Here is a 24,130-nt window from a genome sequence, read left to right on the forward strand (position 1 = left end):
CGAAATCCTTTTTCTATCTGTACTTTTGAAATTATTAACTGTGAAATACATTTATGAAGATTGATCAATTGGAGCCTAAAACTGTTTGGAACAATTTCTCTAGATTAAATGCAGTACCTAGACCTTCAAAAAAAGAAGAACAAGTGATTGCTTTTATGTTGGATTTTGGAAAAGGACTGGGTCTGGAAACTTTTTCAGATGAAACGGGTAATGTGATTATAAGAAAGCCTGCCACCTCTGGAATGGAAGATAGAAAAATGGTGATATTGCAAAGCCATTTAGATATGGTACATCAAAAAAACACCGATACTAAGTTCGATTTTGATAATGAAGGTATTGAAATGTATATTGATGGAGATTGGGTTAGGGCAAAAGGCACAACTTTAGGTGCCGATAATGGGATGGGAGTGGCTGCAATCATGACCATTCTTGAGAGTGAAAGTATCAAACATCCAGCAATTGAAGCCTTATTTACCATCGATGAAGAAACCGGTATGACCGGAGCTTTCGGGTTAGAAGGAGGTGTTTTGAAAGGGGATATACTTTTGAACCTCGACACCGAAGAAGATGACGAGATTGATATCGGTTGTGCCGGGGGCATTGATGTTACCGCTACAAGGCGCTATCATTTGAAGCGGGCAACCCATAGTGATATTGGACTTCAGATCACCGTTAATGGTTTGAACGGGGGGCATAGTGGTATGGATATTCATAGAGGTCTAGGGAATGCCAATAAAATTATGAACCGCTTACTCTACTTGGGACTTCCTTATCATATGCGCATTAGTTCGTTGGAGGGTGGTGGCTTACGCAACGCTATCCCAAGAGAAAGTATTTCGCATATCAATCTAGGGAAAAATCATGAGGCAGCTTTCCGAAATGAGTTCACAGCACTTTCGGAAGCTATTTTGAACGAATTTAAAATTCAAGAGCCTAATCTAAAAATCAGCTTGGAAAAAGCCAAGCCGGCGAAATTAGTAATGGGGCTTGGGGCTCAAGGTAAGCTTATTAAAACAATCTATGGTGCACTAAATGGGGTGTATGCAATGAGCGCTGCCATTGATGATTTAGTAGAAACTTCGAATAATATCGCAAGGGTGCAAGTTAAGGATGGGCAGATTAAAATCGGTTGTTTAACACGGTCGTCTGTAGAATCCGCTAAAATGGATTTGGCTCATGCGCTACGGTCTGTATTTGAATTGGGAGGATTTGAAGTGGATTTTAAAGGGGAGTATCCCGGTTGGAATCCGAATCCGGACTCGGAAATACTTAAGGTGGTCGTTGAGAAGTATAAGGAGCTATTTGTGGAAGAACCAAAAGTAGTGGCGTGTCATGCAGGACTTGAATGTGGTATTTTAGGACAGAATTATCCTGAGATGGATATGGTCAGTTTTGGGCCTACCATAAAAGGAGCACATTCTCCCGATGAAAGGGTGAACGTAACTTCTGTTCAGAAATTCTGGAAGTTTCTACTGGAAATTTTAGAAGCTATCCCGAAAAAATAAGGCATAAAAAAAGCCGTTAGCATTGAGCTAACGGCTTTTTACTTTTATAAAAGATTTACTGTGCTATTCCAGTAATTTCCAAATCGAAAACCAAATCTGCATTTGGCGGGATAGGCCCGCCACCCTGTGGGCCATATCCTAAATGGGATGGAATGAACAAACGGACTTTGTCGTTCACTTTCATGGTCATCAAACCTTCTCTGAATCCTGCAATCAAGCGCGATTCAGGACTGTAATCCATAGGTATTGGCATATAACCACCGCCTTGCTCCCGGTTTGCGTCAAATACGCCATATTTACGGGCAACTTCTTCGTAATTGCTATCGAACAAGGTTCCGTCCATTAAATATCCGGCATACATTACATTTACCTGTTGGCCAATTTGTGGTTTATTACCAGTACCTTCTTCAAGGACCAAAACTTTTAAGCCAGAAGGTAATACCTTGGCTTTTTCTTCTTGAGCTTTCAATTCAGTGGCGAATTCTGCTTTCATTTTATTGACCACTGCTAATTTCTCTGCTTTTTCTTTTTCAATAGCAGCTAATCGTTCATCTTCATTGGCAAAATAGTCGGTCATTACTTGAACTGCATCAAACTTACGGGCCTCTTTGCCATTTCGTATAATTTCTATCGTATTCATGGTAACCGGCACAACGGGTTTGTTACCTGCGGCTACTTCAACATTGGCTATAGAATCAACAACATCCATTCCTTCAACGACCTCGCCAAAAACAGAGTGTTTATTGTCTAGCCAAGGTGTTGGTTTATGGGTAATGAAAAACTGACTACCGTTGGTGCCTGGCCCAGAATTGGCCATGGATAGAATTCCCTTTTTATCGTGCACCAAAGAATCATTGAATTCATCCATGAATTTATAACCAGGGTTACCCGTGCCCATCCCTAAAGGGTCGCCGCCTTGTATCATAAAGTCTTTCATAACTCTATGGAACGTAAGGCCATCGTAGTATTTTTTGTCTTTATATTCTTCGCTAACAAAAGGATTGTTTCCTTCTGCCAAAGAAACAAAATTGGCTACGGTAACCGGTGTTTTTTCCTGTTCCAAACGAACAATGATATCTCCTTTAGATGTTTTTATATCGGCAAATAAACCATCTCCTAAATCTGCTCTTTTGCTCGTCTTACAGCTCGCCATAATAAGACAGACAACTGCAAGCAAGTACATTTTTTTAATCATAATATTCAATTTAATTTTCTTTGGTTTCCTGTTGTTTCTCAATTTGTAATATGGTAATCGTAGATTTTAAAGGAATATTGCTTCCTATTTTATTTTCATCTCCATGATAGCCAAATGCCAAAGAGGATGGGAATAAAAAAGTGGCCCTTTCCTTTTCTTTTAAAAGTTTTACAGCATCCCGCATTCCCTGAAAGAGTTCTTGCTTATCTACCTTATAGGTGACTACACCAATATCATCTTTAGAATAAATAGTGTCATTGTCCAAAGTCAACAAGTCATAGTTGAAAACAACGAGATCATCTGGTTTGGGTGTGTAGTTGGCGGAATCGTTAACGGCCAAATAATGATACCATGATCCAGAAGCACTATGGGTATAATCTTTGAGGGAGTCCATTTTTATGAGTTGCTGTATTTGGGCTTCTTCAGTTTCCAGTAATTTTCGACTTCGTTCAATCGATTCCTTAAAAAAGCTTCCACTTTTGGTCTGAACCGGTTTTCTAGGTTCTGGGCCTCTACAGCTATTTAAAAAAATCAAAAGAAGAATAATTATACTGGTTCTCATGATTGTAATTGATACTTATATTGGGGTAATAACGAAGTAAAGTAGGCGATAGTTTCGGCAATAGTATCATCGCTTTTACCACCTGCCGCATTCGTGTGTCCTCCACCATTGAAGTGTTTTCGGGCAAAATCGTTTACCGAGAAAGCACCTACGGATCTAAAAGAAATCTTTAAAATACCTTCTTCTTTATTTTCTATGAAGATGACGGCAAAACGTATTCCTTCTAAAGTTAATCCGTAATTTACAAAACCTTCTGTATCTCCTTTTTGGTAGTTGTGGGTATCCAACTCCGCTTGGCTAAGGGTTATATATGCCGTATGATAGTCGTTTAAAATCACCATATTCTTTAAGGCGCAACCCAATAGGTGAAGTCTGCTAGGGGAATTGGTGTCGTAAATACGATGATGAATTTCGGTTCCCTCTGCTCCTAGGTCCATTAACTCGGCAATGACCCTATGCGTATTACTGGTAGTGGCTGCGAATTTGAACGAACCTGTATCGGTCATGATCCCTGTATAAATACAGTTCGCCATTTCTTTGGTAATACTATGCGAGTCCCCTAATTCGCTAATTAAATTATAAACCATTTCACAGGTAGAACTCATGGTAACATCAGAAAACATAATTTCAGCATAGCTCGATGGTTCTTGATGATGATCCACCATAACAAAAGTTGCATTTGCTTTTTCCAAGGTTTCGGTCATTTGACCTACTCGTCCTAAGTGGTTGAAATCTAACGTAAATATTAGATCTGTATCGGCGATACATGATTTCGCTTGTGAATTTTCCCTTTCAAAGTTCAGGATTGTTTCAGAACCTGGCATCCATTTTAGGAATTTAGGGAAATCATTAGGCGATATAATACTCGCCGTATGCCCTTTATTGACCAGGTAGTGCCAAAGTGCCAAGGTAGACCCAATAGCATCTCCATCAGGGTTTTTGTGAGGTATAATCGCTATTTTCTTTGTAGAAGAAAGTAGTTTTTTAAGCGCGTTTAGGTGCTCTAAATTCATGGCGGCAAAGATACAATTTAATAATGTAGGCTTTAAAATGAAAACATTAATTTTAGCTGAGGGAATAAATTTTCAAGAACTTTAGCCGTAGCTAGGCTAACCTAGCTTTTAAACACTTAATGTTGGAGGCCGATTCAAGTAGCATGATGAAAAAGTGATTTTATACTAATTCTTCAGAATACTTGAAGGTGATTTGAATAGAAAGGTTTTGGAGCCATAGTGTTTTTCTACGATACAGTAGTAAATGTAACTAAGCTTTGAATAGTTGTCAGTTATAGGGAAAAATGTATTTTTGCGCAAAAATTTAGATATGAGTACGAACAGAACATTTACTATGATAAAGCCAGATGCCGTTGAGAATGGACATATTGGTGCAATTTTAGAAAAAATAACTGCCGCTGGATTTAAAATAGTAGCGATGAAATATACACAACTTAGCCTAAGGGATGCCCAGGAATTTTATGGTGTACATAGGGAACGTCCTTTCTTCGGGGAGTTGGTGGAGTTTATGACCAGAGGGCCTATTGTTGCCGCTATTTTGGAAAAGGAAAATGCTGTTGAGGACTTTAGGGCATTGATAGGTGCGACCAACCCGGCAGAAGCTGCCGAAGGAACTATTCGTAAAATGTTCGCAAAGGATATTGCTGAAAATGCTGTTCACGGCTCTGATAGCGATGAAAATGCGACTATTGAAGGCTCTTTTCATTTTGCAGGCAGAGAAATCTACTAAGTAAAAACTCTATATAGATGTAAAAAGCCAATCCTTAACATAGGATTGGCTTTTTTTTTGGAGCTTGGAGTTAGGGAAACTCCAGTTAATTTTTAAAACCGTTTTCTTTGGTTTGCCTTCTATCGATGATCAGCGTAACACTAATTTCTTTACCAACTCTTTTCCCATTTCTTCATTGATCATGGTAATGATCTTTGATTTCCCAAGACTCAATTCTTCTCTAAGTACAGAGGAAGAAAGAGCAACATATAGGGTGTCGTTTTTTAGTTCAATGTCCGTCGTATAATTATTGACACCATTTCCCATTAATCGTGCCCATGCTTCTCTGGCTTCTACCTTGTCCATTCCTTTTTCCAATTTATTTTTTTGGATAAAAGCAGATAAAGCTTCTTTCATTGATAAGTTTTCATTCTCTCGTTTAGGCATTATGGGGCTATATTTATGGGTTCGAACCGTTGGTAACTATAAATGACTCCTTGATCGTTTTTTACGGAGAAATTAGATTTGGAAAGAGAAAGTAAAGTCTCTTTCCAAGAATTTAAAGGAGTGTTGTATTCCATGAAAATGGAATCACTTGAAATTCGTATGCTGAGGGGCTCGGCATCATCAGACGTTTCAAAAGTACCGTTAAATTTTGGGTTTACTTTTTTTCGAAAACCGTGCATTGAATCTAAGCTGATATAATCGACCGTGCTATTTACCTTGAATTCTTTTTTGGTTCCGTCTGAAAAGGTCACTTCTTTAATTTCCCAGTAACCATTTAATAGGGGTAATTGTTCTTTATCGACTGTTGAGTTACAAGAAATAAATAGTAATAGCATTAATAAACCTGAATATTTTGCCATTAGAGTTTGAATATTTTATACGATTGATGAATTTTTTTGACCACATCTTCCGTTCGCTCTGCATGGGTGTCACTTATGAATATTTGGCCAAAATTTTCATCGTTGACCAATGAAATAATATGCGATACCCGATGTTCATCCAATTTATCGAAAATATCATCCAATATCAAAATAGGGGTGACTTGATTTTGGGTTTTCATAAAATGAAACTGCGCGAATTTTAAGGCGATCAAAAATGATTTTTGCTGCCCTTGGCTGCCGAACTTTTTAATGGGGTATCCACTAATTTCAAAGTTAAGGTCATCTTTGTGAATCCCGACACTTGTGTATTGTAACGCACGGTCTTTATCGAGATTTTTTTCCAGTAGTCTCAGCAGACTATCGTCTAATAACTTACTATCATAGGATAGTCCGACTTCCTCGGTATTTCCTGTGATGGCATTGTACTGTTTTTGAAAAATCGGGATAAAGGCTTTTAAGAATGAGGTCCTTTTTTCGAAAATCGCCGTTCCATAGGTGTTCAGTTGCTCGTTGTAAACCGCTAATGTATCTTTATTAAAAGTTCGGTTCGCCGCGAAATATTTTAAAAGTGCATTTCGTTGAGATACTACTTTGTTATAGTTGATAAGTTGTTGTAGGTAGGTTTTATCAGACTGGGAGATAACCCCATCAATAAATTTTCTACGGGTGTCGCTCCCTTCAATAATTAAATCTCGATCCGCCGGTGATATAATCACCAAGGGTAAAAAACCGATGTGGTCGGCAAAACGTTCATATGGTTTCCCGTTTCTTTTGATGATTTTTTTATTGTTCCGTTTTAGGCTGCAGACTACTTTCTCTTGCCGGTCGTCTTTTTCAAAAGTTCCGTCGATTACAAAAAAGTCAGACCCATGACGAATGTTCTGGGAAGAAATCGGATTAAAATAGCTTTTCCCAAAAGAGAGATGGTAAATGGCATCCAGAATATTGGTTTTTCCAACGCCGTTATCACCAACAAAACAATTTATTTTAGAATCGAACAGCAGTTCATTAGACTCGAAATTTTTGTAATTGATCAATGATAATTGTCTCAGCAGCATTAAAATTCTTGGATTTTGGATTTGGATGGACGAAAACTACTTTAAAATATCCAAAAATAACGAATAAATACACTATAGGATTTCAATAAAAACTTTATTTTTGCGCGACCAATAAAAATAGAGATGGCTACATATAAGAAAAGAGGATTTAAACCCGAAACCAAAGCTGAAAAGCAAGAATTCGAAGAGCAGGAAAGTACTACCGCAGAGGTATTTACTTCGTTGGACGAAGGTGCTTCCAGATCAGAGGAGTGGGTTTCAAAAAATCAGAATTATATCTTAGGGGCTATTGGCGTTATTGCCGTAAGTGTTCTGGGCTTCTTGGCCTATAGCCAATTCGTGGTTAAGCCTAAAGAAATTAGTGCGGCGAATGAGATGTACTATCCTCAACAGTATTTTGATCAAGCCTTGGCAAGTACCACTGCAAAGGATTCATTGTTCACCTTGGCGCTGGAAGGAGCAGAAGGTAAGTATGGTTTTTTAGATATAATTGAAGAATATAGCGGCACAAAAGCGGCGAATTTAGCACGGTATAGTGCGGGAATGTCCTACTTGAATATGAACAAGTACCAAGAGGCAATTACGTATTTAGAGGATTTCAATTCTGACGATGCTATTTTAGGAGCACTGGCAAAAGGTGGTTTAGGTGATGCCTTTATGCAGTTGGATCAACCTTCAGATGCCTTAGGGTATTACGAATCGGCAGTTGCCCATAGTGAAAATGAATATACTACCCCTAAATTTTTATATAAAGCAGGGGTGACCGCTTTAGAGATGGGAGAGAAGGATAAGGCCTTGGGCTTTTTTGAGCGAATTAAGAATGAATATCCAAAATCTGAAAATGCCAATACTATAAATGCTTTTATAGGTATGGCCAAAAGCGGGGCATAATGGCTACAATAAATAAAAATTTATCTGTCTATGATAAGGCAACAATCCCAAATGCGAAGGATCTTCGATTTGGGATTGTTGTTTCAGAATGGAATACCGATATTACCGAAGGATTATATTCTGGGGCTGAAGAGGCATTGTTGGACTGCGGTGCCGAGAAGTCGAACATTATACGATGGAACGTTCCCGGAAGCTTTGAGCTTACCTATGCTTCCAAGAAACTGATACAAACCCAAAAGGTCGATGCGGTCATAGCAATAGGGAGTGTCATTCAAGGGGAGACCAAGCATTTCGATTTTGTCTGCGAAGCAACTGCCCAAGGAATCAAAGATTTAAACGTACTGTTCGATGTACCGGTTATTTTTTGTGTACTTACCGATAACAATATGCAACAGGCTATTGATCGTAGTGGTGGAAAGCACGGTAACAAAGGAACGGAAGCTGCTATAGCGGCGATTAAAATGGCCTTTCTGGGTCAATAGTTCCATTTCGACAGTCTTTCCGTGATTTTTTAGTGTATACAATTTGAATGTTGGGTTCGATGCGTGTTACTGTTAACAAATTTTGGCATTCCTAGTATGCCCAATTTTTCTAATTTAAGTAACTTTGAAACTATGGGTATGTTGAGTAAAATAACGAGGTTACGAAAAAATAGGAAATTTGAATACAATCCTAGGTTTTACGATAACAAGGACAAACCCAATCCCTTTAAAATAGAACCTAAGTTCGACCAATTTCGAAGTACCTTAAATCCATCACGAGGTTTAAAGGGTAAAATCAATAGCGCCTTTGATGATACTAAACGACAGGGTGATCGTAATATCAAAATTAGAATGGCGGTAATTTTGGCCATATTGATACTAGCTTTTCTATACATCATTGATTTCGATCTCTCAATATTCTTTTCTTCATAATGGCTGATATCATAAGATTATTACCGGATCACGTGGCCAATCAGATTGCTGCAGGTGAAGTGGTTCAGCGTCCGGCTTCGGTTGTAAAAGAACTAATGGAGAACGCCATTGATGCCGGAGCGACGGAAATTCAACTTATCATAAAAGATGGTGGTAAGACCTTAATCCAAGTTGTCGATAATGGAAAAGGTATGAGCGGTACCGATGCGCGTTTAAGTTTTGAACGCCATGCCACTTCGAAAATACAAAAGGCAGAAGATCTTTTTAATTTACATACCAAAGGGTTTAGGGGAGAGGCCCTTGCGTCAATCGCTGCTATTGCACATGTTGAAATGCTAACTAAGACGGAAGAGGATGAGATTGGCACAAAGATTAAAATAGAAGGCAGCAAAGTAGTAAGCCAAGAAGTTGTGGTGGCACCAAAAGGCACCTCTATGTTGGTGAAAAACCTTTTTTTTAATATACCGGCACGAAGAAATTTCTTAAAATCGGATCAGGTAGAATATCGTCATATCGTGGATGAATTCCATAGAATCTCATTAGCGCACCCTCAAGTTTCGTTTAACTTCTATAACAATGGTAGTGATGTATTTCAATTACCATCCAATGATTTCAGAAAGCGTATCGTTCAAATTTTCGGAAGAAAGACAGATGAAAAGCTGGTACCGGTATCCGAGGATACCCAAGTAGTAAAAATATCCGGATTTATTCAAAAACCAGAATTCGCTAAAAAGAGTAGAGGAGAGCAATTTTTCTTTGCGAATAACCGATTTATTAAAAGTCCCTATCTACATCACGCCATCCTTGGTGCTTTTGAGGGGTTGATTCGCCCTGGCACGCACCCCGGCTATTTTATAAATTTAGAAGTAGAACCAAGTACTATAGACATCAATATACATCCAACCAAAACCGAAGTTAAATTTGACGATGAGCATACGCTGTATGCCATTTTAAAATCTACGGTCAAACATAGTTTAGGGCAGTTCAATGTAATGCCTTCGCTTGATTTTGAACAAGATCAAAATTTGGAAACTCCCTATGAATATAAGAACAAGCAAGTCGATATTCCACAGGTTGTGGTGGACTCCTCTTTTAATCCGTTCGAAGCCGTAAAACCTCCAAAAGGTAATTCCACAGGTCATTATTCTAAATCGAGTGCAAAAGGGTGGGAGAACATGTATGTAGGTTTGGATATTGCGGTCGAGACCGATAATCATAGTAATCTTGAATTTGAATCTGAAATCGTTAACAGTAGTATTTTTGATGATGAAAAAGAGGAAGTAGAAACGACCAGTACTACGTTTCAATTGCGTAAAAAATATATTATCACCACCATAAAATCAGGAATGGTAGTGATAAATCAGAATAGGGCCCACCAGCGTGTACTTTATGAGAAATTCCTAAAAAATATTACCATAAAAGAGGCTGTAAGCCAACAATTATTATTTCCATTGAGCTTATCTTTTTCACCGGGAGAAGTTAGTATTTTAAAGGATATTAAAGAAAATTTATGTACGGTCGGTTTTGTTTTTGGGGATCTTAACGGAGACGGTGTCGAGATAAAAGGAGTGCCGGTGTTGGTTGCTGAAAGTGAGGTGCAAATGATTATGGAACAGTTGATATCCGATTTTCAGCAAGAAGTTCCCGGAGATAGTTTTTCACAAAGCGACATGTTGGCCAAAACCTTGGCCAAGACTTTGTCCGTAAAAACAGGAGAAACATTAGATGAATTTTCACAGGTAAAACTTGTCAATGATTTGTTTGCCTGTAAGGAAACTACCTTAAGTCCGTTTAACAGAAGAGTATATATTACGATAACCGAAAATGATATTGATCGAAAATTTATTTAGATGGGGAGATTAACAGAAGCTATTAAGCACTTACTTATAATTAACGTGCTGTTTTTTATAGCGACCAGTTTGTACGGAGATCAAATGTATGAGTGGTTTTCGCTTTTTTTTCCCAAAAACGAGCATTTTAGACTTTGGCAGATTATTACCCATATGTTCATGCATGGGGGCTTTATGCATATTTTATTTAATATGTATGCCCTATGGGCATTTGGTACTCCGTTGGAACGTATGTGGGGAAGAAACAAATTTTTGTTTTTTTACTTATCGGCCGGACTTGGTGCAGCATTGATTCACATAGGGGTGAATTATTATTACTACAATGAAGGGATGAATGCATTGGTTAATTCTGGGTTGACCGAAAGTAGCGTTTTGGATATTATTAATAAAGGCCAATACAATACGAATTGGTATTCCATAGCCGGCAAGGCCACCATAGATAATTTCCTAAGTGCTTTTAATACGCCTGTTGTAGGCGCATCTGGGGCCATTTACGGTATTTTGGTGGCTTTCGGAATGTCTTTTCCTAATAGTGAACTCTTCCTTATTTTCTTGCCTATACCTATTAAGGCCAAGTTCTTTATACCGGTATTAATTGCATTGGATTTGTTTTCTGGTGTTACGGGTTATAGTTTATTCGGACAAGGAATAGCTCATTTTGCGCATGTGGGTGGTGCGATATTCGGATTTTTAATGATGTGGTATTGGAAGAAAAATCAGTTTAATAACAATCGATGGAACTAATATATGTCGCAACCCAATTTGAGATATCAGTACAGTAGGTTAAACATAGCGGAAAAGCTAATAGCGATAAACGTTCTCGTATTTATCATTAATAGTTTAGTTCCTTTTCTGTTAGGTATTTCCAAGAATAGCATCGTACAATGGTTTGAATTGCCGAATGATATCGTGGCTATCGCCTTTCAGCCATGGTCCATTGTTACATATTCGTTCTTTCACGCTAGTATTGGACATCTCTTTTGGAACATGTTACTTGTTTATTTTGTAGGCCGCATATTTCTTAATTTGTTCGATGCGAAGCGATTTTTAAACGTGTATCTACTCGGTGTTATTCTCGGGGGATTATTCTTCGTTTTAGGATATAATGTGTTTCCGGCCTTTTTTAATACGAATGCGTATTTGATTGGGGCGTCGGCAGGTGCCAGTGCAATTCTTATTTTTATCTGCACCTATATTCCCAACCAAGAGGTACGGGTCATTTTCTTTAATGTTAAATTGTGGTATGTAGGAGCTTTTGTGGTTCTTACGGATCTAGTACAACTTCCGTTAAGTAATTCTGGCGGACATTTGGCGCATTTAGGAGGTGCTCTTTTGGGATATTTATATGCCAGTCAATTGCTCAAAGGAACGGATATAGGTTCAGGGTTTTCGAGTTTTTTGGACGGTATTGGCAACCTGTTTAAAAAGAGTGAAAAAAAGGCGCCTATGAAGACTGTATATAAGAATCAAGCTACACAGAGTAAATCAACTTCAAAGGCGGATTATGATAGAAAAACCCATCAAAAAAAAATTGATGCCATTCTTGATAAAATAAGTAAGTCAGGTTATGAAAGTCTTTCCAAGCCAGAAAAGGATTTCCTTTTCCAAGCGGGTAAGGAGAATTAAATTTCATGAAAAAGCGTTCTTTTTTTCAAAAGTTCATGTTTTTCTTAAACCTGGTCTTTTCATTTTTTTTGTTACTTGCCTGTATCGTTCCTTATACTTCTTCCGCTAGTTTGGCATTTATAAGTTTGGCGGTTCCAGTACTGGTATTTATTAATATTTCATTTTTTTTGTTTTGGTTGGCACAAAAGAAATTTTTGATGTTGTTGCCGCTGTCCATTTTGGTGTATGGCTATTTTAGCTTAGGAACTTTTATTTCTTTTAACGGGATTAAAGCAGGTGAAAAACAGGATGGTGAGATTTCCATCATGAGTTTCAATAGTCTCGGGTTCAGAGGAAAAGAGGATGAGTGGAAAAGTACTGCTGGCGATACGATCGTTAATTTTATTCAGAAGGAAAATCCTGATGTCATTTGTTTTCAGGAGTTTGATTATAGAAAAATAAGGTCGCATTATTTTGAAGAATATCCATATAAATATGTTGATTATGAATTCGGAACGGATAGGGGACGTGTAATTCAGGCCATATACTCAAAATATAGGATTATTGAGAAAGGGATAATTGAGTTTCCGAATTCTTCTAATAGTGCTGTTTTTGCAGATGTTGTAATTAAAAGTGATACCGTAAGATTCTATAATTTACATTTAGAATCTTTAAAGATTAGACCTAGTAGTATAAAAAGTGAGCGGTCAGATCTTTTGTTCGGTAGGCTTCGTGAATCTTTTGCTAAACAACAGGAGCAATCTGAAATCGTAAACCAACACATGAATAAGAGTCCTTACAAAAACATTGTCTGCGGAGACTTTAACAACAACCAATTTTCAAGTGTTTATTTTAATATTAGAGGAGCTATGAACGATAGTTTTCTTGAAAAGGGTAATGGTTATGGACAGACCATTAATTTTTGGAGGTTTCCTTTACGAATCGATTTTATTCTAGTGGACCCTTCTTTTGAGGTGCTCTCCCATAAAAATTATAATATCGAACTTTCCGATCATGAGCCTATAATGGCTTCAATTAAGGTCGGAACCGATGAATAGGCAGTCTACGGTATCGGCGAGAATATGAATTAAAAGGGCTAACCCTATAATCCTAGTTTTTTTGATTGTAAATAGAAGAATATAGATTAAGATTGCCCAATAGCTATGCAAAGGGTGAAAAGCAATGCTACAGCGGTTAGGGGCGAAAATTGGAGTGGCTAATAAGTGGTCTATATCGATAACAATTCCTAGCAGTAAAATTAGGGCGGCCCACATTCTATTTCCTTTATAAAAGTGAAAAGCAACAAAAAGAGGAACAATAAAATGAATGCCATAATGTGCGATAAACCTAACCATTGGTTTCTAAAAGGAAATCGTTGTTGAGGTACGCTACGGTATTTGGACCCATGTTGAAAAGCAAATCCAATATGCTTAAGTTCGGTATGAATCCATTTCGGTCACCGAATACTTGAACATAGGGTTCTAATTTAAGTTGGTTCTTTACTTTAGCGTTCACCAGAAATCGTAGGTCGGTTTTATTTTTAGGAGATTCCTCAAATGTATCTGAAGTGGCCTTGGGCATTTCCAATTGCAGACAGTCAAAAATGGTTTCAATGCTCTTTAGGTTAAAATCCATCAACCGTTCAAAACTATTGATGTATAAAGGTTTTATATCATCTTCGTAGAATTCAAAGAACGGGGAAGTCCTGTAAGCCGTTTCTAAAGTTCGCCAGTGTTGACGTTGCCATGGGTATGAATTGTCTAAGGCGACATCCTTATATTTCTGCCGTCCACTGTCCTTGCCTACATGAACAATGGGAATGCTCAAAATATGTTTACCTCTATCCGTAGCAATATACGTACGGTTCCTAAAGGTTTGTTTTTGATAATTGTCCTCCACTTCCCAGCAAACGGGGTGATGTATGATATAACTAAAGGTGCGTACGTTGGGAAAATATGTCGGATGAAGTAATTTCATCGGCTTTAATGGTATTTTTAGATTAACTATTGTTTCGCATTTTGGCGTTTCCAAAACCAATTTCCAACGAAATATACGACCAATAGAATAAGGAAATATTTAAAGTACGACTGTGGTTCCCCCTCTCCATTTACGGTCGTAAAGATGCGATCCCATCGAGGTCTCCAATGGCTAATGCCTTGTGTGAAATTATCAAAACTCATCCATATAAAGATGGGTGTACCAACGATATGGTTTTCTGGTACATAACCCCAAGCCCTGCTATCCTCAGAATGATCACGGTTGTCACCCATCATCCAATAATAGTCTTGTTGAAAAGTATAACTGGTTACAGGTTGACCATTAATGATGATTTGATTCCCAGATACAGAAAGTTCATTTTCTTCATACTCCCTGATGATTTTTTTATAAAGCGGCAATACCTTAAGATTAAGCGCTACCGTTGTCCCTTTTTTAGGGATATAAATGGGACCCATTTGGCTATAGTTCCATGGATAATCTGCGCTTTGAGGAAATAGATTGATACCTCTTCTGCCTTTAGGGGTAATGCTTTGTGCCACAGAATCTATACTTGGGTCATTTCTGAGGGTTTCAACCATTTCTGCGGTAAGTGGCACCATTCGTTCACGATCCGTAACTTCTTTTAAAGATAAACGGTATTTTGAAATGACACTGGCGGGAATTCCCGAACTTTCTGTATATAATTCAATTTGACCATTTGCAGCTTGGTTATAGCCCTTCAGGTAACTTCTAAGTCCATTGACCTGCTCTTGGTTTAGTGGATTCGAAAGGTATTTTCTTGTAAAATCCGTTACGCCTAGTTTTTCTATTAAACGCGACGAAACCCCTTTCGAACTATAGATGTTATAGTCAAATTGTGGCTTTGCACTTCCGGGAAGTTTTAATTGCTTGCCATTTACAAATACATAACCATTGCGCACTTCTAGAGAGTCCCCGGGGATACCTACGCAGCGTTTTACATAGTTAGATTTTTTATCAATGGGCTTATCTACTCCTTTTTCTTTTTTGAAAAATACACGTACAGTATCTGCCGGCCAACTGAACACCACAATATCATTGCGTTCTACTTTAGTGAATCCTGGTAATCTAAAATAGGGGAGTTGGGGCTTTTTTAAATAAGAGGGGACGCCTAATATAGGTAAGGTGTCATGAACCATTGGGGCTGCCACCGTGGTCATGGGAGTTCTTGCGCCGTAATTGAACTTGCTTACAAAAAGAAAATCACCAACTCTTAAGGTTCTTTCCAAAGAGCCGGTAGGGATTACATAAGGTTGAATGAAATACGTATGTACTAAAGTTGCCGCGACAATGGCAAATAAAATAGAACTTACCCATTCTCCCATAGCTGTTTTAGGATGCAAGCTTCGGTCTTGAATATAGGTAACATCTAAAGAATAATTGACATAGAAAATATAGAAGCCAAAGGTTAGTACGACCAACCAAGTCTCCAACCTACTATTCCTTCCAAAACTTCTAATGGTCTCTACCCAGATGACCGGAAACATTAATAAGTTGATGATAGGAATGAACAATAGAATTACCCACCATTTGGGTCGGTTGATGATTTGCATCAAGACAATAGCATTGTAGACGGGAATGGCGGCTTCCCAAGCTTTTCTACCTGCCTTTATATATAGTTTCCAAGTGCCTAAAAAATGTATTACCTGTACAATCAGGATGAAAATAATCCATTGGGTACCGTTCATGATTCTTAATTTTTAAAGTAATGAGAAGGAATTTGTTTACTGTTACGAATCCTTTATTTATCAATGAGTCTTATTGCATGCTTAATGTTACGTTTTTTAACCAAGGTTTAACACATCTCTCATTGAGAAAATTCCTGTTTTACCAATGATCCACTCGGCTGCGGTTACGGCCCCTAAAGCGAATCCTTCCCTGTTATTCGCCGTATGTTTTATTTCAATACTATCGACTGAGCTGTCATAAGTAACCGTGTGAGTACCCGGGGTATTTCCAATACGTTTGGCGGTAATAGGTAAAATTCTTTCACCATTCTGGTCCAATTCCCATTTTTCATATTTGGAATTGGTGATGATGCCTTCTGCCAAGGTGATGGCCGTGCCACTGGGGGCATCTAATTTTTGGGTATGATGGATTTCTTCTAGAGATACCTTATATTCTGGTAACTTTTGCATCATTTTAGCCAAGTAAGCATTCAGTTCAAAAAAAATGTTTACCCCAAGGCTGAAGTTCGAAGCGTAGATAAAGGCTCCATTTTTTTTCTTACATAGGGCAACGGCATCTTGGTATTTATCGAGCCAGCCAGTGGTTCCCGAAATAACGGGAACATTATGTTCCATACATTGTGAGATATTGGCATAGGCTGCTTTTGGCATGCTAAAGTCTATGGCAACATCCATGGTGCTAAAATCTATTTCTTTAGTATCGTCATCTATTTTAGCAACAATTTGATGTCCGCGTTCCAAGGCGACTTGCTCGATCATCTTACCCATTTTCCCATATCCGAAAAGCGCAATGTTCATTCTTAAAATTTAAAGGTTAAGGCCATCCCGTAATTAGGGGTGTTGGTGACCTGGTTCAAATCAAAATAAGGTTTAAAATCAATACTAAGGTCATCATCGATATTAAACTGTTGTAAATGTGCATCAACATTGGCGTCAATAATATTCAAGGCGTACATACCGATCGAAACTACTAGCCAAAGATCACGATCCCGTTGAAAACGTTCTTGCTGATACTCTAAATCCTCCAAATCTAAATCGGGGTCGGCACCAGCGGCATTATCCCCATTAATATCGTAAAATTTATCATCGGTAAAACCCGCCTGTCTTCTTTTGAAGGCTGTCCTAAACTGTTGATAATTATCATTATTCCATGTGTACATATAAACACTGCCACCGATGGCTCCCCATACTATAGGAAGCTTCCAGTATCTCTTGTTGTATATCTGTCCTAATCCCGGTAAAATAGCGGAGTAAAATGCGGCTTTACTAGGAGCTAATGGGTTGAAGGCCTTTTTTTCGACCAGTAAAGAATCCTCAATTATGATTACCTCTTCTTCAATCGAAGATTGTATGCTGTCTTTTTTTGATGGTGCCACAGATTCCTCTTCTTCTTGCGAAAAGCAGAAGTTGATAGATAATAACAGCAAAAAAAATAATGTGGGATTATTATGCACCGGTTATCAATTTTTTGATGCGGTCAAATTCTTCTTGAGAATTAAAAGGAATCGTAATCTTACCTTTTGCTTTATCCGAAGCTTTTATATCTACTTTTACGGAAAGGGCATCGGTCAATTCCTTGATTCCTTTACGTACAAAAACGGCCGGGTCATTTTGAACCGCTTTTTTTGGTTCTTTTGGTGCTTCTTCTTTGGAATGATAAGCTTTTACAGCACTTTCGGTATCACGAACAGATAGGTTATTGCTGATGATATTTTCGTAAAGCGCAAGTTGGTCTTGCTTTTTGTCAATATTGACCAAAGCCCTCCCATGCCCCATACTTAAAAATCCATCACGCATTCCGGTTTGGATAATGGGATCTAATTTCAATAAGCGCAAATAGTTGGCAATGGTCGATCTCTTTTTACCAACGCGCTCGCTCAATTTTTCTTGGGTGAGATTAATTTCGTCAATAAGACGTTGATAAGAGAGTGCAATTTCAATAGGATCCAGATCTTGACGCTGAATATTCTCAACTAGGGCCATTTCCAACGACTCTTGGTCATTGGCGATACGTATATATGCTGGAATGGTTTCTAAACCCAATAATTTAGACGCCCGGTATCTTCGTTCTCCAGAAACCAACTGGTACTCGTTAAAACCTAGTTTACGAACGGTTATGGGCTGTATGACCCCTAACTCTCTAATGGAGGTTGCCAGTTCCTTAATCGATTCGTCATTAAAGTTGGATCTTGGCTGAAACGGATTGACCTCGATGTGGTCCAGGTCAAGCTCAATTATATTGCCTACTACTTTATCCGCATTTTTGTCCGTGGCAGATTTTATATCATTTTCCGGATCTTTTAAAAGTGCCGAAAGTCCTCTTCCTAAAGCTTGTTTCTTTGTCGCTTTTGCCATATTAAACCGTCTGCTTATTTTTTTTGACTATTTCATCGGCCATATTCAAATAATTGGTAGCGCCCTTACTGGCCGCGTCATACTTAATGATGCTTTCACCATAACTTGGAGCTTCACTTAATCTTACATTTCTCTGAATTACAGTATCGAATACCATATCCCCAAAATGTTTACGTACTTCGTCTACGACCTGGTTAGATAGACGCAGTCTTGAATCATACATTGTAAGGAGCATTCCTTCGATGTCCAAATCTGGATTATGAAGGCGTTGTACGCTTTTGATGGTGTTTAACAATTTGCCCAAACCTTCAAGCGCAAAATACTCACATTGTATGGGTATGATGACTGAATCTGCTGCAGTCAGAGCGTTAAGGGTCAATAATCCTAACGAAGGAGCGCAGTCTATTAATATATAATCGTAGTCGTTTTTAAGGTCTATAATTGCTTTTTTTAGCATATACTCCCGTTCGTCTTTGTCGACCAATTCAATTTCGATGGCTACCAAATCTATATGTGCAGGAATCAAATCTACATTTGGGGAGGTAGTCGAAATGATGGTTTCTTGAGCATTTTTGGTATGTTCAAAAAGTTGATAAGAGCCTAGTTCCACGCCATCGACATCTATTCCTAATCCAGAAGTGGCATTGGCTTGGGGATCCGCATCGATCAACAATACCTTTTTTTCCAGCACCCCTAGCGAAGCCGCTAGGTTTACTGTAGTGGTAGTTTTACCTACCCCTCCTTTTTGATTGGCTATAGCAATAATCTTGCCCATATTCAAAGTAAGTTAGGTGGTAAAAATACAATTATTTACGGGGGTATTGAAAGGATTTTGTTAACACTAGGTGAATAACAAAAGGCTTTTCATTAAAATAACGTTAAACTTTTAATTATGAAATGGTTAAGCTAGTATTTTCTATTCAGGTCCGGAATTTTTTAAAAACTTATCAAATTGCACAAAAACTATTCTTTTTCCTTTTGTTTTAGACTATCCTCATATTCTATCAGGTAAATTTCCTCGTTCTTCTTTTTAAGGTAGTATTCTTCACGGGCAAATTTTTCAAGTTCCCCTTCTTCCGATAATTTTTCTATGATTTTTTTATCCTTTGCAATTTCTTTTTTCAGAAAATCCTGAGTTTTTTCCAATTTTTTTATTTCTCTTCTCAGTTCTAAATGAATGAGTAGGGAATTGGTGTCAAAAAAAAGCATCCAAACTACAAATACAGTCAAAACCAACACGTAGGTATTGGTCATGATTTTGAACCATTTGTTTTGTTTTAAATCTTTAAATCCCATCAGGATTGCATTAGTTTTTGGTTAATGACACCCCTTACGATTTCAACAGCAACCGTGTTGTACGTATTGTTCGGGATAATGATATCGGCGTACTCTTTGGTCGGCTCAATAAACTGCTCGTGCATAGGCTTTATGATCGATTGATATTTTTCCAAGGTTTCGTCCAGATTCCAGCCGCGTTCGTTCACGTCCCTTTTTAATCTTCGTATTAATCTTTCATCGGTATCTGCATGTACGAATATCTTGATATCGAACATATTACGAATGTCAGGGTTGGTCATGATCAGTATTCCTTCTACAATAATTACCTTTGTAGGGTGCGTAAGAACGGTTTTTTTGGTTCTGTTACATTCTAAAAAAGAATAAACAGGTTGTTCTATTGATTCTCCATTTCTTAGCGCAATTAAATGTTGCTCTAAAAGCTCAAAATCGATAGAATTAGGATGGTCGAAATTAGTCTTTCGCCGCTCCTCCAGCGATAAATGGGACAAATCATTGTAATAGGAATCTTGTGAAATTACTCCAACTTCCTCATTGGGTAGTTCGTTAATGATTTGGTTTACCACTGTGGTTTTGCCGCATCCGGTACCACCAGCTATCCCTATAATCAGCATATACTTTTCTTTGGTTCAAAAATACATATTTGAACTTCAAATTTTCATAAAACTTAAAAATCAAGTTTTATTAACATGCCTTGCGGGGTTAAGTATTATTTTTGCAGGATGCAAAATGAACAGGTTAAACCAAATTTTGAATTTGTGGCTTTAATGGCTTCTTTAATGTCCATTGTGGCATTGGCAATTGACGCCATACTACCCGCTATGGCCGATATAGGTATCGCTATTAACAGTTTGGATCCTACTCAAAATCAGTTGTTGGTTACGATGATATTTTTGGGTTTGGGGGTCGGTCAACTGTTTTTCGGGCCCTTGTCCGATAGTCTGGGGAGAAAACCTATTGTCTATTTTGGATTTGCCATTTTCTTACTGGCGAGCGCTGTATGTTTATGGGCGCCCAATCTAGAAATTATGCTAATAGGCAGGGTTTTACAGGGTATCGGACTTTCTGCTCCTAGAACTATTAGTATATCGATTATTAGAGATACCTATCGGGGGGATTACATGGCCAAAATCATGTCGTTTGTAACGGCCTTCTTTATTCTGGTGCCCGTAGTGGCTCCTGCTATAGGAAAAGCGATTATGGATGTCATGGGATGGGAAGGCATTTTTTATATGCAATCATTTTTTGCCCTATTGGTAGGGATTTGGTTTTGGAAAAGACAGGAAGAAACATTGAAACCTACTTTTAAAGTACCTTTCTCCTTTAAGGTTTTTGTTAGGGGAACTAAAGAAATATTCAAGTACAAAGAGACCGTTTCGTGTACGATTATATCAGGATTAATAACGGGTGCATTTTTGGTCTACCTCAGTTCTGCACAGCATGTATTTGAAGAATTGTATGGCCTCACGGAAACCTTTCCTTATATTTTTGCCGGTTTAGCCTTTTCTGTAGGTTTTTCCACATTAATGAACGGTACTTTGGTATTGCGTTTCGGCATGCGTAATTTATCTTTTTTGGCACTTTTGGCCTTTACACTTATTGCCTTTGTGTATAGCTTTTTGTTTTGGAATACTGAAGATCCTAGTTTGGCCATTTTATTGATTTTTCTGTCCATGTTATTTTTGTGTTTGGGTTTTATTTGGGGAAACATGAGGTCCATAGCCATGGAACCTATTGGACATATTGCGGGTATAGGGGCGGCCATCACCGGATTTATCTCCACCATACTTTCGATTCCAATTTCTATTTTCGTGGGGAGTTTCATAGAGGATTCGGTTTGGGCACTTTTTGCGGGATTAGGAGTTTGCGGATTTTTGTCACTGCTTCTATTTTTAGTGTTTAAAACGCGGCCCTTGTTCGCTAATAATCATGCTTACGTTAATTAAGTTCTAACAACGCACCGATTTTGGTATCATCCTTGCATATAGTGTACTTGTCATTTAAATCAAGAAAACACGAATTAATTTATATACTTATGGATAAAATAAAAACGTTTTCACTTGTCTTTTTAATCATCGGGATGCTTTCGTGTTCCACTTCGAAAAAGACAACAGCTACAGCGCTCTTTAATACAACTTGGGAACTTGAATATCTTTCAGGTCCTAAAATTGCTTTTGAAGGATTATACCCGGATAGAAAACCGAAAATAACGTTTGATCCAACTACAAAAAGGGTAGAAGGTAATAACAGTTGTAATGGTTATTCTGCAGCATATACCATCGAGGGAAATGAAATTTCTTTTGGTGAACCTGGACCGACCACTATGATGTATTGCGGAGAAGGGGAGACGTTCTTTTTGAATACCATTAAAAAAGTAAATACCTATAGAATTGATGCTGAAGGAAAATTGAACTTGATGATTGATGACATCATCATGATGCGATTCAAAAAGATAGCCAAAGAATAAAATTTAAAATTAGAGAGTTGAAAATTTAATCTTTCCAATCTTGTAGGTTGTGAAGAAAGTAACTCAAGGGGGTAAAGTACCCTAGAGTAGAAAATGAATTCAGATGAAACCTAAGCTTCCTAAATCCAACTGCAATGGTGGATTTAGGAAGCTTTGTCAATTCTAGGACACTAATAGCTGTTTTTAAAAATTAAAGCGCATTATCCATAATTTCCTGTACCACCTCTGGATTCAAAAGTGTACTTGTATCCCCTAAGTTATCGGTATCCTTACTGGCGATTTTACGTAAGATACGTCGCATAATCTTACCGCTTCGGGTTTTTGGAAGTCCGCTTACGAACTGGATCTTGTCCAATTTAGCGATAGGTCCTATTTGTTCCGTTATCTGTTGATTGATTTCTTTTCTTAGGTTTTCCCGGTCACGGGTCTCCCCAAATTCCTTTAAAATGACATAGCCGTACAGTGCATTTCCTTTGATTTCATGCGGGAAACCGACGATGGCAGATTCGGCCACAGCTGGATGCTCGTTGATGGAATCTTCGATGGGGGCCGTACCTAAGTTATGACCAGATACAATGACCACATCATCCACACGACCGGTGATACGGTAATAGCCAACGGCATCGCGCAAGGCACCATCCCCTGTAAAGTACATATTCTTATAGGCCGAGAAATAGGTGTCTCGATAACGGTCATGATTTCCCCAAATCGTTCTGGCAATCGATGGCCATGGAAATTTGATACACAAACGGCCATCCACCTGATTACCTTTTATTTCATTCGCATTTTCATCCATTAGAGCAGGTTGGATTCCTATGAAGGGTAACGTCGCATAGGTAGGTGCCGTGGGTGTTACATAGGGTATCGGGGTAATCATGATTCCCCCGGTTTCGGTTTGCCACCAGGTATCCACAATGGGACTATTCCTTTTTCCGACGTTATTATTATACCAATGCCAAGCTTCTTCGTTTATGGGTTCCCCAACCGAACCTAGAACTTTAAGACTGGATAGGTCATATTTTTCTACAAAATCAAGATTTTCCTTGGCCAATGCCCTTATCGCCGTAGGTGCGGTATAGAACTGGTTGACTTTATGCTTTTCAACCACATCCCAAAAACGACCAAAATCCGGATAGGAGGGAACCCCTTCGAACATGAGGGTTGTTGCCCCGTTCGCCAATGGGCCATATACAATATAAGAGTGCCCGGTGATCCAGCCAATGTCCGCCGTACACCAATACACATCATGTTCTCGATATTGGAATACGTTCTTGAAGGTATAGGCGGTATATACCATGTAACCGGCTGTGGTATGGACCATACCTTTAGGTTTTCCGGTAGAGCCGGAAGTATATAGAATAAACAAGGGATCTTCGGCATCCATCAATTCGGCGACACAATCCGCATAGGCTTCCTCCAACAAAGGTTGTAACCATGCGTCCCTACCTTCTTCCATATGGATTTTGGCACCTGTGCGTTTGACCACTAATACGTTTTCAACACCGGGACAATCTTCCAAGGCCTTATCCACAATGCCTTTAAGGTCAATGGATTTTAAACCTCGGTAAGAGCCGTCTGAGGTCAAGACCATTTTACAGTCGGAATCATTGATTCTGGTGGATAATGCGTTTGCCGAAAATCCGGCAAATACTACGGAATGTATCGCACCAATTCTTGCACAGGCCAAAAGGGCTACGGCTAGTTCAGGAATCATAGGAAGGTAAATGCAGACACGATCACCTTTTTTAATACCATGGTCCAACAAGACATTGGCCATGCGGCAAACCCGCTCGTGTAATTGCCTGTAGGTAATGTGAACGGCTTCCTCTTTTGGGTCGTTCGGTTCAAATATGATCGCGGTTTTACTCCCTCTTGTGGGTAAGTGCCTATCCAGGCAGTTTTCGGTAATATTCAATTTAGCACCTTCAAACCATTTGATTTCAGGTTTGCTAAAATCCCAACTCAGTACATTATCCCATCGTTTACGCCATACAAAATGCTCTTCCGCAATTTCCTCCCAAAAGGCTTCCGGGTTTCTGACCGATTTACGGTAGACTTGAAAATATTCCTCTAAATGCTTGATATGATAATTACTCATGTCGGGTTATAAATTTTATAT

The 24,130-nt window shown here is 38.5% G+C and carries 27 protein-coding genes; 11 read left to right on the forward strand and 16 right to left on the reverse strand.

Features of this window, described 5'->3' with window-relative positions; translation table 11 throughout:
• Positions 1–53 precede the first annotated feature (53 nt).
• Entirely contained in the window at positions 54–1,505 is a 1,452-nt protein-coding gene (locus tag ACNR9Q_RS09650) for an aminoacyl-histidine dipeptidase (RefSeq protein WP_419211006.1), read from the forward strand.
• A 55-nt stretch (positions 1,506–1,560) separates the two neighbouring features.
• Here ACNR9Q_RS09650 and ACNR9Q_RS09655 read toward each other — a convergent pair whose 3' ends face one another.
• Genes ACNR9Q_RS09655 through ACNR9Q_RS09665 form a run of 3 tightly spaced genes read right to left on the reverse strand, consistent with a single transcriptional unit; the run spans position 1,561 to position 4,275 of the window.
• Complete coding sequence (locus ACNR9Q_RS09655; protein ID WP_419214267.1) at positions 1,561–2,697, reverse strand: peptidylprolyl isomerase; 1,137 nt, start codon at positions 2,695–2,697, stop codon at positions 1,561–1,563.
• Positions 2,698–2,710: 13 nt separating this feature from the next.
• Positions 2,711–3,262: a gliding motility-associated peptidyl-prolyl isomerase GldI gene (gene gldI, locus ACNR9Q_RS09660; protein WP_419211007.1), complete on the reverse strand. Its 552-nt coding sequence runs from the start codon at positions 3,260–3,262 to the stop codon at positions 2,711–2,713.
• The gene (locus ACNR9Q_RS09665; protein ID WP_419211008.1) at positions 3,259–4,275 is read right to left on the reverse strand and encodes a DHH family phosphoesterase; all 1,017 of its coding nucleotides are present in this window, start codon (positions 4,273–4,275) and stop codon (positions 3,259–3,261) included. The genes gldI and ACNR9Q_RS09665 overlap by 4 nt, the downstream gene beginning before the upstream one ends.
• A gap of 310 nt (positions 4,276–4,585) precedes the next feature.
• Between ACNR9Q_RS09665 and ACNR9Q_RS09670 the strand changes: the two genes are divergently transcribed.
• Positions 4,586–5,005, forward strand: coding sequence for a nucleoside-diphosphate kinase (locus tag ACNR9Q_RS09670; RefSeq protein ID WP_419211009.1), 420 nt, complete (start codon positions 4,586–4,588; stop codon positions 5,003–5,005).
• A gap of 129 nt (positions 5,006–5,134) precedes the next feature.
• On the opposite strand, the gene ACNR9Q_RS09675 is transcribed toward ACNR9Q_RS09670, so the two are convergent.
• The 3 genes from ACNR9Q_RS09675 to recF are packed head-to-tail and all read right to left on the reverse strand — an operon-like array spanning position 5,135 to position 6,929.
• Positions 5,135–5,431: a DUF721 domain-containing protein gene (locus tag ACNR9Q_RS09675; protein ID WP_419211010.1), complete on the reverse strand. Its 297-nt coding sequence runs from the start codon at positions 5,429–5,431 to the stop codon at positions 5,135–5,137.
• Positions 5,431–5,850 carry a hypothetical protein gene (locus ACNR9Q_RS09680; protein ID WP_419211011.1) on the reverse strand — a complete coding sequence of 140 codons (420 nt, stop codon included), beginning with the start codon at positions 5,848–5,850 and terminating at the stop codon, positions 5,431–5,433. Before ACNR9Q_RS09680 ends, ACNR9Q_RS09675 begins: the two co-directional genes overlap by 1 nt.
• The gene (gene recF, locus ACNR9Q_RS09685) at positions 5,850–6,929 is read right to left on the reverse strand and encodes a DNA replication/repair protein RecF (protein ID WP_419211012.1); all 1,080 of its coding nucleotides are present in this window, start codon (positions 6,927–6,929) and stop codon (positions 5,850–5,852) included. The genes ACNR9Q_RS09680 and recF overlap by 1 nt, the downstream gene beginning before the upstream one ends.
• Before the next feature lie 123 nt (positions 6,930–7,052).
• On the opposite strand from recF, the gene ACNR9Q_RS09690 reads away from it, so the two are divergent.
• From ACNR9Q_RS09690 to ACNR9Q_RS09720, 7 genes are all read left to right on the forward strand, one after another.
• Positions 7,053–7,820, forward strand: a complete 768-nt coding sequence (locus tag ACNR9Q_RS09690; RefSeq protein ID WP_419211013.1) for a tetratricopeptide repeat protein — start codon at positions 7,053–7,055, stop codon at positions 7,818–7,820.
• Complete coding sequence (ribH, locus tag ACNR9Q_RS09695; protein ID WP_419211014.1) at positions 7,820–8,302, forward strand: 6,7-dimethyl-8-ribityllumazine synthase; 483 nt, start codon at positions 7,820–7,822, stop codon at positions 8,300–8,302. Before ACNR9Q_RS09690 ends, ribH begins: the two co-directional genes overlap by 1 nt.
• A gap of 138 nt (positions 8,303–8,440) precedes the next feature.
• Positions 8,441–8,734, forward strand: coding sequence for a riboflavin synthase subunit beta (locus tag ACNR9Q_RS09700; RefSeq protein WP_419211015.1), 294 nt, complete (start codon positions 8,441–8,443; stop codon positions 8,732–8,734).
• Complete coding sequence (gene mutL, locus ACNR9Q_RS09705; RefSeq protein WP_419211016.1) at positions 8,734–10,584, forward strand: DNA mismatch repair endonuclease MutL; 1,851 nt, start codon at positions 8,734–8,736, stop codon at positions 10,582–10,584. The genes ACNR9Q_RS09700 and mutL overlap by 1 nt, the downstream gene beginning before the upstream one ends.
• Positions 10,585–11,328, forward strand: coding sequence for a rhomboid family intramembrane serine protease (locus ACNR9Q_RS09710; protein ID WP_419211017.1), 744 nt, complete (start codon positions 10,585–10,587; stop codon positions 11,326–11,328).
• A 3-nt stretch (positions 11,329–11,331) separates the two neighbouring features.
• A complete protein-coding gene (locus ACNR9Q_RS09715) occupies positions 11,332–12,210 on the forward strand; it encodes a rhomboid family intramembrane serine protease (protein ID WP_419211018.1) in 879 nt (292 codons plus the stop codon).
• Positions 12,211–12,215: 5 nt separating this feature from the next.
• Positions 12,216–13,247: an endonuclease/exonuclease/phosphatase family protein gene (locus ACNR9Q_RS09720; RefSeq protein ID WP_419211019.1), complete on the forward strand. Its 1,032-nt coding sequence runs from the start codon at positions 12,216–12,218 to the stop codon at positions 13,245–13,247.
• Here ACNR9Q_RS09720 and ACNR9Q_RS09725 read toward each other — a convergent pair.
• From ACNR9Q_RS09725 to udk, 9 genes are all read right to left on the reverse strand, one after another.
• Positions 13,221–13,544: a DUF6122 family protein gene (locus tag ACNR9Q_RS09725; RefSeq protein ID WP_419211020.1), complete on the reverse strand. Its 324-nt coding sequence runs from the start codon at positions 13,542–13,544 to the stop codon at positions 13,221–13,223. The genes ACNR9Q_RS09720 and ACNR9Q_RS09725 overlap by 27 nt on opposite strands.
• Entirely contained in the window at positions 13,537–14,166 is a 630-nt protein-coding gene (locus ACNR9Q_RS09730; protein WP_419211021.1) for a WbqC family protein, read from the reverse strand. The genes ACNR9Q_RS09725 and ACNR9Q_RS09730 overlap by 8 nt, the downstream gene beginning before the upstream one ends.
• Positions 14,167–14,192: 26 nt before the next feature.
• Positions 14,193–15,893: a signal peptidase I gene (lepB, locus tag ACNR9Q_RS09735; RefSeq protein ID WP_419211022.1), complete on the reverse strand. Its 1,701-nt coding sequence runs from the start codon at positions 15,891–15,893 to the stop codon at positions 14,193–14,195.
• A 96-nt stretch (positions 15,894–15,989) separates the two neighbouring features.
• A complete protein-coding gene (dapB, locus tag ACNR9Q_RS09740) occupies positions 15,990–16,691 on the reverse strand; it encodes a 4-hydroxy-tetrahydrodipicolinate reductase (protein ID WP_419211023.1) in 702 nt (233 codons plus the stop codon).
• A 2-nt stretch (positions 16,692–16,693) separates the two neighbouring features.
• Entirely contained in the window at positions 16,694–17,320 is a 627-nt protein-coding gene (locus ACNR9Q_RS09745; protein ID WP_419211024.1) for a DUF5683 domain-containing protein, read from the reverse strand.
• Positions 17,321–17,339: 19 nt separating this feature from the next.
• Positions 17,340–18,248 carry a ParB/RepB/Spo0J family partition protein gene (locus ACNR9Q_RS09750; protein WP_419211025.1) on the reverse strand — a complete coding sequence of 303 codons (909 nt, stop codon included), beginning with the start codon at positions 18,246–18,248 and terminating at the stop codon, positions 17,340–17,342.
• Position 18,249: 1 nt separating this feature from the next.
• Entirely contained in the window at positions 18,250–19,023 is a 774-nt protein-coding gene (locus ACNR9Q_RS09755) for a ParA family protein (protein ID WP_419211026.1), read from the reverse strand.
• Positions 19,024–19,211: 188 nt separating this feature from the next.
• The gene (locus ACNR9Q_RS09760; RefSeq protein WP_419211027.1) at positions 19,212–19,544 is read right to left on the reverse strand and encodes an FtsB family cell division protein; all 333 of its coding nucleotides are present in this window, start codon (positions 19,542–19,544) and stop codon (positions 19,212–19,214) included.
• The gene (udk, locus tag ACNR9Q_RS09765; protein ID WP_419211028.1) at positions 19,544–20,158 is read right to left on the reverse strand and encodes a uridine kinase; all 615 of its coding nucleotides are present in this window, start codon (positions 20,156–20,158) and stop codon (positions 19,544–19,546) included. The genes ACNR9Q_RS09760 and udk overlap by 1 nt, the downstream gene beginning before the upstream one ends.
• A gap of 108 nt (positions 20,159–20,266) precedes the next feature.
• Between udk and ACNR9Q_RS09770 the strand changes: the two genes are divergently transcribed.
• Together ACNR9Q_RS09770 and ACNR9Q_RS09775 are read left to right on the forward strand one after the other, a co-directional pair.
• A complete protein-coding gene (locus ACNR9Q_RS09770) occupies positions 20,267–21,490 on the forward strand; it encodes a multidrug effflux MFS transporter (protein ID WP_419211029.1) in 1,224 nt (407 codons plus the stop codon).
• Positions 21,491–21,579: 89 nt separating this feature from the next.
• Positions 21,580–22,011 carry an META domain-containing protein gene (locus tag ACNR9Q_RS09775; RefSeq protein ID WP_419211030.1) on the forward strand — a complete coding sequence of 144 codons (432 nt, stop codon included), beginning with the start codon at positions 21,580–21,582 and terminating at the stop codon, positions 22,009–22,011.
• Between the two features lie 190 nt (positions 22,012–22,201).
• Here the strand turns inward: ACNR9Q_RS09775 and acs are convergent, their stop codons facing one another.
• Positions 22,202–24,109, reverse strand: coding sequence for an acetate--CoA ligase (acs, locus tag ACNR9Q_RS09780; protein WP_419211031.1), 1,908 nt, complete (start codon positions 24,107–24,109; stop codon positions 22,202–22,204).
• Positions 24,110–24,130: the final 21 nt, after the last annotated feature.

Source organism: Maribacter sp. X9 (genome assembly GCF_048537565.1).
GTDB lineage: Bacteria > Bacteroidota > Bacteroidia > Flavobacteriales > Flavobacteriaceae > Maribacter.